The following is a 12,643-nucleotide window of genomic DNA, read 5'->3' as shown; positions in this document are numbered from 1 at the left end:
TTAATTCATTTTTTTTAAAATCTCTTTAAGATAAACTATTTTTTTCAAAGTATCACTTTCTTTTTTTTTTTCCTTTAAAAGGAGGTGTTTTGGAACCGATTTTACATATTTATCGTTTGATAAATTTTTACGAATGATAGATAAAAAATTATGAAAATACTGAATTTTTTTTTCAATATTAAATGAATCATTTTTATCTAAATGATACTTTCTATCTAAAGATAAAAAGTATCTATCCGTTCCAATAAAAAAAGAAAAAAATCGTCCTTTTTTAGGTCTTTTTAAGATTTCAATAATTTGAGATAAATTTGCTAATTTTAATATCACTGGATGATATTCTTCTTTATTTTTTACAGAAAATAAAACTAAACTTGTCTTATGAGGAAGATGTATTTGATTTCTGATATTACGTATTTTAGATACAATTTGAATAGCTCTTTCAAAAGAAACTAATAAATTCCAATTATATGATTTTTTTTTAGGCCAAGAAGAAATAATTAAAGCTTCTTTTTCCGTTCTCTTTTTAAGAAGACTCCAAATTTCTTCTGAAATAAAAGGCATATATGGATGTAATAATTTTAAAATATTTTCAAACCATTTAACAGTCTTTAAATACACAGTTTTTGATATAAACTTTCCAGAAATCGGTTTAATAATTTCAAGAAATAATGAACAAAAATCATTCCAAATGAATTTATATAAAATCATTAACGATTCATCAAATTTATATTTATTGAAATAAATCTCAAAAAGTTCTAATACATAATAAAAACGATTTTCAAACCATATAAGTGCCATATTAGATACTTTAGGAATATCATCATAATATAGATTATGATTTTCTTTTATTTCCCAACTTTGTATCAAACGAAAAGCATTCCATATTTTATTAGAAAAATTTCTTCCTTGTAAACAAAAATTTTCCTCAAAATGAAAGTCTTTTCCTGCACTAGCTCTAAGCATAATACCCATCCGAACAGAATCTGCTCCATATTTTTCAATTAAATCTATAGGATTTGGAGAATTATTTAATGATTTAGATATTTTTTTATTTTTAGAATCTCTTAAAATACCTGTAAAATAAACATTTTTAAATGGTTTCTTTTTTTGAAAAAAAAATCCTGCTATAATCATACGAGCAACCCAAAAAAATAATATATCCGAACCTGTAATCAAATTTTCAGTAGGATAATAATAAGATATTTCATGATTATTAGGATTAGAAATTCCATCAAATACAGATATAGGTAATATCCAAGAAGAAAACCAAGTGTCTAAAACATCTGAATCTTGCCAAAGATTATCATAGTTTAAATCGTAATTATGACTCTTAATTTTCGCTTTTTTTAAAGCTGATTCCAAATTTTCTGCAACAACAAAATCATTTGGAGAATGACCATAATAATAAACAGGAATACGGTGCCCCCACCATAATTGTCTCGATATATTCCAATCATGAATTTTATCCATCCATTGAAAATAAATTTTTTTAAATCTACTTGGATAAAATTTAATTTCCCCATTTTTAACTGCTTCTATAGCCGGATTCGATATTTGTTTCATTTTTAAAAACCATTGAAGAGATAATTTTTGTTCTACCACAGATTTAGTTCTTTCTGAAATTCCTATTTTTTGATTAAATTTTTCTCTATTTACTATAAATCCTAATTTATCTAACTCTTGAATTATCTTTTTTTTTACTTCAAAACGATCCATTCCTTGATAGTGAAGTCCATTTTCATTGAGAGTTGCATCCTCATTAAAAATATCAATTATATCTAAATGGTATTTATCCGCAATATTTTTATCATTAATATCATGAGCTGGAGTTATTTTTAAAAATCCTGTACCAAAATTTGGATCTACGTATGAATCTTGAATAATGGGAATCACTCTATTTATTATTGGGATAATTACATACTTTCCCTTTAAATGATAATAACGTACATCATCTGGATGAAAACAAACCGCTGTATCTCCAAATATCGTTTCCGGACGACTTGTTGCAATAATAATAAAATCTTCTTTTCCTTTGATTTTGTATTTTATATAATAAAGAGTTCCTATCCTTTCTTTATATACAACTTCTTCGTCAGAAATAGTAGTTCTAGCTTTTGGATCCCAATTAACTACATGATATCCTCTGTATATATATCCTTTTTCATATAAATCTATAAAAATTTTTGTGATAGATTTAGATAATTTTTTACTCATTGTAAATTGAACACGAGTCCAATCACAAGAACATCCCAATTTTTTTAATTGATTAAAAATAATCTTTTTGTGTTTTTTAGACCATTCCACAACATAGGATAAAAATTTATCTCTTCCTATAATAAATTTGGATAACCCTTTCTTTTTTAATTGATAAACAATCTTTGCTTCTGTGGCAATAGAAGCATGATCTGTTCCTGGAATCCAACATGGATTATTCCCTTTCATTCTAGCATATCTAATTAATATATCTTGTATAGTATTATTCAAAATATGTCCTATGTGAAGAATTCCAGTAATATTTGGAGGTGGCATAATAATAGTATAAGATTTTCGATTATCTGGATAGGAAAAAAAGTAATCATTATTTATCCAATGATGATATATTTTTTCTTCTACAGATTTTGGATCATATTTAATTGGAATATCCATAAAATATAAAAAAAATTAATTTTTAATGAAAATTGTACTTGTCTCTGCGATTTCTAAAAATGGATTTATAGGAAAAAATAATAAATTAATGTGGCATCTTCCTAATGATTTAAAACGATTTAAAAATATGACTATTGGAGAAATTGTTCTTATGGGTAGAAAAACTTTTGAATCAATTGGTAAACCACTTCCAGGTAGAAAAAATATCATATTAACAAAAAAAAATAAAATAAAATTATCATATTCTTATAACGGAATTTTTAAAATTTTTTCTTCTTTAAAAGAAGTATATGATTTAAATTATAAAAAAATATTTGTTATAGGAGGAGAAAAAATATATACTTCTACTATAAATAAAGCAAAAATTTTAGAATTAACAATCATTCATCAAAAATTTTACGGTGATGCAAAATTTCCCAAAATTAATTTTAAAAAATGGGAAAAAAAATATGAATTTTTTTATGAAAAAGATCAAAATCATTTATACGATTATAGTTTTGTTCGATACGAAAAAAAATTGTAATTGATTATTCTCTTCTATTATCTAGTTCTTTTTTGATTTTTGCTGCAAGTTCATAACATTCATTTACTACCGCATGATTCAATAAAGCATTAAGATCTCTTTCTGTCATTTTTTCTAATTCTTTTTTACTTTTTTCTTGATCAGAAAAAGAGGAAGAAGTTTTTTTTTCTAATTCTCCTTCAAAATTATCATTTTCAGGAAATCCATTTTCAAAATAAATTCCAGCTTTATCAAAAATTTCTTTTGTAGTATAAATAGGAGATTGAAATCTTACGGCTAAAGCAACTCCATCCGATGTTTTTGAATCTATTTTATATTCTTTATTTTCTCTTTCAAATAAAATATAAGAAAAAAATATTCCATTGACTAATTTATATATAACCACTGATTTTAATCTAATATGAAATACTTTTGCAAAAGTTAAAAATAAATCATGTGTAAAAGATTTGGATATATCTCTTTTACCTATAGCAGAAGCGATAGATTGAGCTTGTAAACTTTCTATAACAATAGGTAGTTTTATTTTTCCAGATTCTTCTTCCAATAATAAAACATATATCCCAGATTGTATTTGACTTAAGGATATACCACGTATAGCTAATCTGATTAGTTGTTCCATAGGAAAAAATATATAAATCTTTCTATTCTCATCAAATATACTAAATTTATGTCTTTTGATAAGGAGAAAACATATAGAATTTTTTGTAAAAAAAGAAGAGTATTCATCTGTAATAATTTTTTTTATATATTTAAAAACTATAACTAAAAATTTTTATTATGAATACTTCTATGAAATTTTTAATTCCAACAATTTTTCTATCGTTAGGAGTTTTTATTGTATCCTGTAATGATGATGAAATGACTTATTCCAATGATCCTGTCAATAATAATACAAATCCTCAACCATCCCATAATATCCCACAAAATCCAACTTTTGTAAATTCTATTCCTGAAGCAAATATTATTCCTCCAAATTATCCTTTTTTTATGGAGGAAATTCCTAATTTTCACATACCTTCTGATATAAAACCTGAAGAATTATCTAAAAGAATAAAAGATCTAGAAGTAAAAATAAAAAAATTAGAAAAAGAAAGTAATTTTCATCAAAATCAATATTATGATATGATAAATAATCAGAAACAAATTTTAAATGAAACAAAGAGAAGAAGATCGGTAATGAGATCTAAACCTTACGGTTCAGAAGAGCAATTACAAGCTAAAAAAGATTTTGAAGAATATAAAGAATATGGAAAAGGAAAATTAAAAATTCTTAAAGAGAAAAGTTTATTTTTGAATGACATAAATAAATCTCTAACAGATTCTAAAAATGAACAAATAGCTCTTCAAAAAATGCAGGAAGATTTACAAAAAAAAAATCAAACAACTAATAATTAATTATTCAAAACGGAAAAGGAATCTATTTGATTCCTTTTCCGTTGTTCTTTTTTATATGGAATTTTGACTTTTTACTAAAAGTTGGATCCATTAAAAAAAAATATTATGAAAAAAATGACTTTTCGTGAAGTCATAGCGGAAGCTATGAGTGAAGAAATGAGAAGAGATCACTCCGTATATCTAATGGGTGAAGAAGTTGCTAAATATAATGGAGCTTACAAAGCTTCTAAAGGTATGTTAGAAGAATTTGGACCAAAAAGAGTCATTGACACTCCAATCTCAGAATTAGGATTTTCTGGTATAGGAGTAGGATCTGCAATGAATGGGTGTCGCCCTATTATTGAATTTATGACATTTAATTTTTCTTTGGTAGCAATGGATCAGATTATCAATAATGCTGCTAAAATACGTTATATGAGTGGAGGGCAATGGAATATTCCTATTGTTTTTAGAGGGCCTACTGGATCTGCTGGGCAATTAGGAGCTACCCATTCTCAATCTTTTGAAAGTTGGTACGCAAGTTGTCCTGGATTAAAAGTAGTCATTCCATGTAATCCATATGATGCTAAAGGTCTTTTAAAATCTTCTATTCGAGATAATAACCCCGTAATTTTTATGGAATCTGAACAAATGTATGGTGATACAATGATGATTCCAGAAGAAGAATATCTACTTCCTATTGGAAAGGCAGATATAAAAAAAGTAGGAACTGATATAAGTTTAGTTTCTTTTGGAAAAATTATGAAAATGGCTTTAAATATAGCAGAAAAATTAGAAAAAGAAAATATTAGTGTAGAAGTAATAGATATTCAAAGTATTCGTCCATTAGATTATGAATCTATACTTTTTTCTGTAAAAAAAACCAATCGTTTAGTGATTTTAGAAGAATCATGGCCTTTTGCTTCAATAGCTTCTGAAGTTTCATATATTATACAAAAATATGGATTTGATTACCTTGATGCTCCTATTAATAGAATCACTTTACTAGATACACCAGCACCTTATTCTTCCAATTTGATAAGGAATTGGTTCCCTAATGAAGAAAAAGTAATCCACTCCATAAAAGAGACTCTTTATCTTGTTTAATTTTTTTAATAAATAGCTTGAACTATCTTATAAATATTTTCTGGTTTATCCATTGTGTAATAATGAATAACTTTGACTCCAGAATTTTTTAGTTCCTTAGACTGTTGTATAGCCCATTCAATTCCAATATTAAAAATCAATTTTTTATCTTTCGCTTTTTCAATTTCTTTTACTAATTCATTAGGTATATTTAAATAAAAACGAGAAGGAAGACTATTTAATTGAATTTTAGAAGAAATAGGTTTAATTCCAGGTATTATAGGGATAATTATCCCTTCAGATCTACATTTTTTTACAAAAGTAAAGTATTTTTTATTATCAAAAAACATTTGAGTAACAATATAATTAGCTCCAGCTTCAACTTTTTTTTTCAAGAAAAATAAATCACTTTCCATATTTGGAGCTTCTAAATGTTTTTCTGGATATCCAGCTATACCAATACAAAAATCAAATAATGGAGAATTTTTTTTTTCAAAAGTTTTATTAAGATACTTTCCTTTGTTCAAGTTTTGAACTTGTTCTACCAATTCTACTGCATATTTATGTCCATCTTTTTTAGAAAAAAACTTATTTTCTGATTTAATAGGATCCCCTCTAAGTACTAAAACATTATCTATTCCTAAAAAATTTAGATCTATTAAAGCATTTTCAGTCATTTTTTTATTAAAACCACCACAAATAAGATGTGGGACTGCATCTATTCCATATTTATTCATAATTTCAGCACAAATACCTATAGTACCAGGACGCCTGGATACAGATTTTCTTTGTAAAAGACCATTTTCTTTTTCTACATAAAAAAATTCTTCACGATGATATGTAACATCAATAAAAGGAGGATTAAATTCCATTAATGGATCTAAAGTAGAAAAAATATTTTTGATATCATGTCCTCTTAAAGGAGGTAATATTTCAAAAGAAAATAAACTTTTTTTCGCTTTATCTATATGATCAGTCACTTTCATAAAAAAAATATTTTTTATTTAATATTATCAAATCCTGTATAAGGAATTAAAACTTTAGGAATATTAATTTGATTAACAGTTTGATTATTTTCTAATAAAGCGGCAATAATTCGTGGTAAAGCTAGAGAGCTTCCATTAAGTGTATGACAAAACTCCATTTTTCCTGTAATAGTTTTATATCGAAGATTTAATCTATTAGATTGAAAATTAGTGCAATTTGAAATAGAACTTACTTCTAACCATTTTTTTTGTACCATAGAATACACTTCAAAATCATAAGTTATAGAAGAAGAAAAACCTAGATCTTTCCCAATCAAACGAAGTATTCGAAACGGTAATTCTAAAGATTTTAGAATATTTTTAACATGTAAAATCATTTCCTCTAAATAATCATAAGAAGTTTCATGGGTAGTAATTTGAATGATTTCTACTTTTTCAAATTGATGTAATCTATTTAACCCTCTAATTTGAGAACCATAAGATCCAGCTTCCCTTCTAAAACAAGAAGTATAAGTGGTCGCTTTTATAGGTAAGTCCTTATATGTAAGTCTATTATTTCTATAACAATTCATAAGAGGAATTTCTCCAGTTGGAATCAGATAAAAATTATCTTTTTCTATTAGATACATTTGACCTTCTTTATCCGGAATTTGTCCTGTTGAATATCCTGACTTTTCATTTATAAGATAAGGAAAACTATATTCTGTATATGAAGCACGTATGTTCTGATCTAAAAAATATTGAATCAAACTTCTTTGTAATTTAGCCCCTTTTCCGATATAAACTGAAAAACCAGATCCACATATTTTCGTACCTAATAATAAGTCGAATAAATGAAATTTTTTAGCTAATTCCCAATGTGTAAGTGCTCCTTCCATTATTATTGAATCAATAACCCCTTCTTGAAAAAGAATATCATTCTTATCTGCATTTTTTTTTACTTTTTCATTGGGTATATTAGGTATTTGATTTAGTTTTTCTTCTAAACATTGAATAATATTTTTTAATTGAATATTAAGATCTTTTTTTTTATTTTTTAGAAAAAGGGATTTTTCTTTTAAAGAATTTATTTTTATACCTTTATCAATCTTCAGAATAAGATGACTGATATTTTTGGATATTGTATTTTTTTCTTCTGAAATTTTATTCAAAAAAGTTTTTAATTCCTTTTTCTTTTTATCTAAAGTCAATATTTCATCTATCAAAAAAATTTTCTTAAATTTTCTTTTTTTTAATCCTAATAAAACTTTTTTTCTATTATTACGTATAAAAGAGGGTTGAAGCATAGAAAAATTAAAATTGTATTTCCAATCTTAATAATAAATAATACAAATACAATAAAAAATAAATATACAAATAATATTAATATATTTCTTTTCTATATTTGCATAATGAAAGAATATTTTTTTAAAAAAAAATTCGATCAATATTTTTTAAAAGATAAAAATATAGCTAAAAAAATTGTAAAAAATCTATCTTTTCAAGATTATAATACAGTAGTAGAAATAGGTCCAGGGGTAGGAATATTAACTCGTTATTTATTATTATTATGTAAAAAAGTATTTTTAATAGAAATTGATGAAAATCTCATCTTTTTTTTAAAAAAAAATTTTTTTATTCCTAAAAATCAAATTATACATCAAGATTTTTTAAAATGGAATCCAGAAGAAATAAACCTTAAAAATTTTGCATTAATTGGAAATTTTCCCTATGGTATTTCTTCTAAAATATTATTTCATATATTAAAATATAATCAATATATACCAGAATGTATTGGAATGTTTCAAAAAGAATTTGTAGAACGGATATTTTTTTCTCATAAAGGGATTGGTAAGTATGGAATTTTATCTGTTTTAGTACAATCATTCTATGATGTAGAATATCTTTTTTCTGTCAAAAAAAATGTATTTTATCCTATTCCAAATGTAAAATCGGCCGTAATATCCTTAAAAAGAAAAAAATTAGAAATCCTTTTTAATAAGGATATTTTATTTAAATGTGTAAAAATGGCTTTTAATCAAAGAAGAAAAATATTGAAAAATTCACTCCAATATTTTAAAAAAATACCAAATTTTTATGATATTCCATTTTTGAATAAAAGAGCAGAACAATTATCTATAAAAGAATTCCTTCAATTAACAAAAGAAATAGAAATTCGAAAATGACCCAATTATTAAATGGAAATCTATTAGCAATCGAAATAAGAAAAGAAATTTCTAAAGAAATTGATCAAAATATACGAAATAAAAAAAAAAGGATTCCTCATCTTGGAATTATTTTATTAGGAAATAATAGTTCCAGTATAACATATGTCAATAGCAAAATAAAAGAATGCAAAAATATTGGAATACGATCAACTTTAGTACATTTAACTGTAGAAAGTTCCGAATTAAAATTATTAAAAGAAATTCAAAAAATGAATGAAAATTCTTTGATAGATGGTTTTATTATACAATTACCTCTTCCAAAACATATCAATACGGATAATATTATTTTATCGATTAATCCAAAAAAAGATGTAGATGGATTTCATCCAGAAAATTTTGGAAAAATGTCTTTGAATATGAATTCTTTTTTACCTGCTACTGCATTAGGAATATTAACTCTTTTAGAAAGATATAAAATAAAAATTTCTGGAAAAAATACTGTAGTAATTGGAAGAAGTCGTATTGTAGGAATACCTATTAGTATCTTGATGAGCAGAAAAAATTATCTTGGAAATAGCACTGTAACACTTACTCATAGTCATACTCAAAATATAGAACATTATACGAAAAAAGCAGATATCATTATAATTTCTGTTGGTATTCCAGGTTTTTTAACAGGAAAAATGATTAAAAAAGGAGCTATAATTATAGATGTAGGCATTAATAAAGTAAAAAATAAAAAAAAATTTATTTTAAAAGGAGACGTTGATTTTAATAGCGTTTATGGAAAAGCCTCTTATCTTACACCTGTTCCAGGCGGAGTTGGTCCTATGACCCGTATTATGCTTATAAAAAATATTTTAATAGCTTTTTCATTCAACAATGAAAAAAAATAATCTATTTGATCCAATATCTATATAGATATAATAGAAATCTTATCATTTTTTTACAAGTGATATTATTATAGAATATCAGTATATTTTTTAGAAAAGAAAATATAAAATGTAATTGGTGGGATACTATAAAAATATTTCCAAAAATAATTTTTTATATTATTTTATATTAATAAATTTATATAAATAAAGTGTAAAATTTTTTTTTAAAATACAAAAAATATTAAATATCCATTAATTCTTTTTTTTTATTTTTTAAATGTCTTTCTTCTAAAATATTTATAACTTCCTGTATAGAAAATCCTTTTTTATGTAAAAGAATAAGATAATGAAATAACAAATCTGCAGATTCATTTAAAAAAAAATGTGGATCATTATCTTTAGATTCAATGATCATTTCTACGGATTCTTCTCCTAATTTTTGAGATATTTTATTAATTCCTTTTTGGAATAGTTGAAAAATGTAAGAATTTTTATATTTTTTATTTATTCTATTAGAGATAATATTTTCTAAATGAAATAAAAAATTTATTTTATTTATTTCTTTCCAACAAGTATCCGATCCTTTATGGCAAATAGGTCCTGTAGGGGTAGCTTTAATCAACAAAGTATCTTGATCACAATCAATTAATATATCTTTAATTAAAAGATAATTATGACTAATTTCTCCTTTTTTCCACAATCTTTTTTTAGATCTGCTATAAAAAATAACTTTTTTTTCTTCAATACTTTTTCTATAGGACTCATCATTCATATAACCAAGCATTAAAACTTTACTAGTTTTTGAATCTTGAACAATAACGGGAATTAATCCTTTTTGAAAATTTATTTCTTTTTTTTGAATAAACTTCATTTTTTTTAATTTATTTATTAGTTCTCACAGGTATATTATGATAATTTAAATAATATTTTAATTTAGGAATTTCTATTTCTCTATAATGAAAAATACTAGCAGCTAATGCTGCATCTGCTTTCCCATTTTTAAAAACTTGATAAAAATCTTCTAATTTTCCAGCTCCACCTGAAGCAATAATAGGTGTAGAAAGTAGATCCGAAATTCTTTTAGTTATATCTAAAGCAAATCCATTTTTCATTCCATCATGATTCATTGAAGTTAATAATATTTCTCCTGCCCCTCTATTTACTCCTTCCTTAGCCCAATCTAAAGTTTTTTTTCTGGTTGGAATTCTTCCTCCATTTAAATATACCCACCATTCATTTTTTTCGTATTTTGTATCAATAGATAAAACAATACATTGACTACCAAATCTTCTAGAAAGAATTTCTAAAATTTTTGGATTTTTAAAAGCAGCTGTATTAATAGATATTTTATCTGCTCCTGCATTTAATAATAATTCTACGTCTTTTTCTTCCATGATCCCACCTCCAACAGTAAAAGGAATATTAATATAACGAGAAATTTTTTTCACTAAAGAAAATAATGTTTTTCTTTTTTCATTTGTAGCTGTGATATCCAAAAATATTAATTCATCTGCACCTTGTTTTGTATACCAATGACTCATTATAATTGGATCTCCAGCATCTTTTAAATTCTGAAAATTAACTCCTTTGACAATCCTTCCATTTTGGATATCTAAACAAGGTATAATCCGCTTAACTAACATAGTTAATATAGTTTATTTTCATTTTTTTTCACCATATTCCCAATTTTTAAGTTCCGATAACGATATTTTATTTTCATATATAGCTTTTCCAATAATCACTCCATGACAACCTAAATCATATAATATTTTGATATCTGACATATTTCTTATTCCTCCACTTGCAATAAGTTCAATATTTGGGAACCTATGAATAATATCCTTATATAAGGATAAAGATGGACCAGAAAGATCTCCATCTTTAGATATATCCGTACAAAAAAATTTTTTTATTCCATGAATATTTTTTTCTTTTAAAAAATCCCAGAAAGGAATCTGATGAAATTTTGTCCATCCATTAGTAGCAATTTTATGATCCTTAACGTCCACTCCAAGAAGGATTTTATCTCTTCCATAAATTTGAATCCATTTTTTTAGAAGAAATGGATTTTTTACAGCTATACTTCCAATAGTAACCATATCTCCTCCATTTTCAAATACAATCCTAACATCCTCTTCTGTCTGAATCCCCCCTCCAAAATCAATGATTAAATGTGTATACTTTGCAATTTTTTCCAAAATATTCCAATGAATTACTTTCCCTTTTTTTGCTCCATCTAAATCTACTAAATGTAATCTAGATATTCCATGATCTTCTAATAAAAATGCCATATCTAATGGATTTTTATGATAAATTTTTTTTCTTTTATAGTCTCCTTGTGTTAAACGAACACATTTTCCATCAATAAGATCTATAGCTGCAATAATATTCATTATAAAAATTTATTTTTTTATAATCTTATAAAGTTTTCTAATATTTTATTTCCCACATAAGAAGATTTTTCTGGATGAAATTGTACAGCATAAAAATTTTTTTTTTGTAGTGCTGAACTATAAGAAACTATATAGTCTGTTTTAGCTATAGTATATTTTCCTAAAGGAGCATAATAACTATGTACAAAATATTGATAACTTCTATTTGGAATATCTTCAAATAATGGTCCTTTTAGTGTATCAATAGTATTCCAACCAATTTGAGGAATTTTATGATTTTTATTTTCTGATTGAAATTTTTTTACTAATAAATCAAAAATGCCTATACAAGTAGTACTACTTTCTTCAGAATATTTACATAATAATTGCATTCCTAAACATATTCCCAATACAGGTTGTTCCAATTTAGATAAAAGAATATCCAATTTTTTTTCTTTCAAATATTTCATAGCAAAATTGGCTTCTCCTACACCAGGTAAAATGACTTTTTCTGCATTTTTAATAGACTCTCGAGAGTCCGTTACGAAAGCATCTATTCCTATTCTTTCTAAAGAAAAAAGGACAGATTGTACATTTCCAGCAGGATATTTTATAATAATTGTTTTCATAATTT

The 12,643-nt window shown here is 24.8% G+C and carries 13 protein-coding genes; 5 read left to right on the top strand and 8 right to left on the bottom strand.

The window, feature by feature from the left end:
* Positions 1-2,646: a valine--tRNA ligase gene (locus DM817_RS02145; RefSeq protein ID WP_113738390.1), complete on the bottom strand. Its 2,646-nt coding sequence runs from the start codon at positions 2,644-2,646 to the stop codon at positions 1-3.
* 25 nt (positions 2,647-2,671) lie between these two features.
* Between DM817_RS02145 and DM817_RS02140 the strand changes: the two genes are divergently transcribed.
* Entirely contained in the window at positions 2,672-3,169 is a 498-nt protein-coding gene (locus tag DM817_RS02140) for a dihydrofolate reductase (protein WP_113738389.1), read from the top strand.
* A gap of 4 nt (positions 3,170-3,173) precedes the next feature.
* Here DM817_RS02140 and DM817_RS02135 read toward each other — a convergent pair whose 3' ends face one another.
* The gene (locus DM817_RS02135; protein ID WP_113738388.1) at positions 3,174-3,788 is read right to left on the bottom strand and encodes a bifunctional nuclease family protein; all 615 of its coding nucleotides are present in this window, start codon (positions 3,786-3,788) and stop codon (positions 3,174-3,176) included.
* A gap of 158 nt (positions 3,789-3,946) precedes the next feature.
* On the opposite strand from DM817_RS02135, the gene DM817_RS02130 reads away from it, so the two are divergent.
* On the top strand, positions 3,947-4,564 hold the full coding sequence (locus DM817_RS02130; protein WP_113738387.1) for a hypothetical protein: 618 nt from the start codon (positions 3,947-3,949) through the stop codon (positions 4,562-4,564).
* 105 nt (positions 4,565-4,669) lie between these two features.
* Positions 4,670-5,650 (top strand): pyruvate dehydrogenase complex E1 component subunit beta, encoded by a 981-nt coding sequence (locus DM817_RS02125; protein ID WP_113738386.1) that lies wholly within the window; start codon positions 4,670-4,672, stop codon positions 5,648-5,650.
* Positions 5,651-5,655: 5 nt separating this feature from the next.
* Here the strand turns inward: DM817_RS02125 and metF are convergent, their stop codons facing one another.
* Together metF and serS are read right to left on the bottom strand one after the other, a co-directional pair.
* A complete protein-coding gene (metF, locus tag DM817_RS02120; protein WP_113738385.1) occupies positions 5,656-6,615 on the bottom strand; it encodes a methylenetetrahydrofolate reductase [NAD(P)H] in 960 nt (319 codons plus the stop codon).
* A 14-nt stretch (positions 6,616-6,629) separates the two neighbouring features.
* Positions 6,630-7,901 carry a serine--tRNA ligase gene (gene serS, locus DM817_RS02115; protein ID WP_113738384.1) on the bottom strand — a complete coding sequence of 424 codons (1,272 nt, stop codon included), beginning with the start codon at positions 7,899-7,901 and terminating at the stop codon, positions 6,630-6,632.
* A gap of 105 nt (positions 7,902-8,006) precedes the next feature.
* Here serS and rsmA point away from each other — a divergent pair, with 105 nt between their 5' ends.
* Together rsmA and DM817_RS02105 are read left to right on the top strand one after the other, a co-directional pair.
* Positions 8,007-8,780, top strand: coding sequence for a 16S rRNA (adenine(1518)-N(6)/adenine(1519)-N(6))-dimethyltransferase RsmA (gene rsmA / locus DM817_RS02110; protein ID WP_113738568.1), 774 nt, complete (start codon positions 8,007-8,009; stop codon positions 8,778-8,780).
* Complete coding sequence (locus DM817_RS02105; RefSeq protein WP_113738383.1) at positions 8,777-9,658, top strand: bifunctional 5,10-methylenetetrahydrofolate dehydrogenase/5,10-methenyltetrahydrofolate cyclohydrolase; 882 nt, start codon at positions 8,777-8,779, stop codon at positions 9,656-9,658. Before rsmA ends, DM817_RS02105 begins: the two co-directional genes overlap by 4 nt.
* A 220-nt stretch (positions 9,659-9,878) precedes the next feature.
* On the opposite strand, the gene hisIE is transcribed toward DM817_RS02105, so the two are convergent.
* Genes hisIE through hisH form a run of 4 tightly spaced genes read right to left on the bottom strand, consistent with a single transcriptional unit; the run spans position 9,879 to position 12,638 of the window.
* Positions 9,879-10,508 carry a bifunctional phosphoribosyl-AMP cyclohydrolase/phosphoribosyl-ATP diphosphatase HisIE gene (hisIE, locus tag DM817_RS02100; protein WP_113738382.1) on the bottom strand — a complete coding sequence of 210 codons (630 nt, stop codon included), beginning with the start codon at positions 10,506-10,508 and terminating at the stop codon, positions 9,879-9,881.
* 10 nt (positions 10,509-10,518) lie between these two features.
* Entirely contained in the window at positions 10,519-11,280 is a 762-nt protein-coding gene (hisF, locus tag DM817_RS02095; RefSeq protein WP_113738381.1) for an imidazole glycerol phosphate synthase subunit HisF, read from the bottom strand.
* Between the two features lie 18 nt (positions 11,281-11,298).
* A complete protein-coding gene (gene hisA, locus DM817_RS02090) occupies positions 11,299-12,030 on the bottom strand; it encodes a 1-(5-phosphoribosyl)-5-[(5-phosphoribosylamino)methylideneamino]imidazole-4-carboxamide isomerase (RefSeq protein ID WP_113738380.1) in 732 nt (243 codons plus the stop codon).
* 17 nt (positions 12,031-12,047) lie between these two features.
* Complete coding sequence (gene hisH / locus DM817_RS02085; RefSeq protein ID WP_113738379.1) at positions 12,048-12,638, bottom strand: imidazole glycerol phosphate synthase subunit HisH; 591 nt, start codon at positions 12,636-12,638, stop codon at positions 12,048-12,050.
* Between the last annotated feature and the right edge of the window lie 5 nt (positions 12,639-12,643).

The organism is Blattabacterium clevelandi (assembly GCF_003268615.1).
In the GTDB taxonomy this organism is placed as follows: Bacteria; Bacteroidota; Bacteroidia; order Flavobacteriales; family Blattabacteriaceae; genus Blattabacterium; species Blattabacterium clevelandi.
This window is presented reverse-complemented; position numbering and strand designations above follow the sequence as displayed.

Bases quoted from the DNA above. Each gene is read 5' to 3' on its own strand.
- serS (WP_113738384.1), bottom strand. From the start codon at position 7,901: ATGCTTCAACCCTCTTTTATACGTAATAATAGAAAAAAAGTTTTATTA.
- DM817_RS02130 (WP_113738387.1), top strand. From the start codon at position 3,947: ATGAATACTTCTATGAAATTTTTAATTCCAACAATTTTTCTATCGTTA.
- hisIE (WP_113738382.1), bottom strand. From the start codon at position 10,508: ATGAAGTTTATTCAAAAAAAAGAAATAAATTTTCAAAAAGGATTAATT.
- DM817_RS02145 (WP_113738390.1), bottom strand. From the start codon at position 2,646: ATGGATATTCCAATTAAATATGATCCAAAATCTGTAGAAGAAAAAATA.
- rsmA (WP_113738568.1), top strand. From the start codon at position 8,007: ATGAAAGAATATTTTTTTAAAAAAAAATTCGATCAATATTTTTTAAAA.
- hisA (WP_113738380.1), bottom strand. From the start codon at position 12,030: ATGAATATTATTGCAGCTATAGATCTTATTGATGGAAAATGTGTTCGT.
- metF (WP_113738385.1), bottom strand. From the start codon at position 6,615: ATGAAAGTGACTGATCATATAGATAAAGCGAAAAAAAGTTTATTTTCT.
- DM817_RS02105 (WP_113738383.1), top strand. From the start codon at position 8,777: ATGACCCAATTATTAAATGGAAATCTATTAGCAATCGAAATAAGAAAA.
- hisF (WP_113738381.1), bottom strand. From the start codon at position 11,280: ATGTTAGTTAAGCGGATTATACCTTGTTTAGATATCCAAAATGGAAGG.
- hisH (WP_113738379.1), bottom strand. From the start codon at position 12,638: ATGAAAACAATTATTATAAAATATCCTGCTGGAAATGTACAATCTGTC.
- DM817_RS02140 (WP_113738389.1), top strand. From the start codon at position 2,672: ATGAAAATTGTACTTGTCTCTGCGATTTCTAAAAATGGATTTATAGGA.
- DM817_RS02135 (WP_113738388.1), bottom strand. From the start codon at position 3,788: ATGGAACAACTAATCAGATTAGCTATACGTGGTATATCCTTAAGTCAA.
- DM817_RS02125 (WP_113738386.1), top strand. From the start codon at position 4,670: ATGAAAAAAATGACTTTTCGTGAAGTCATAGCGGAAGCTATGAGTGAA.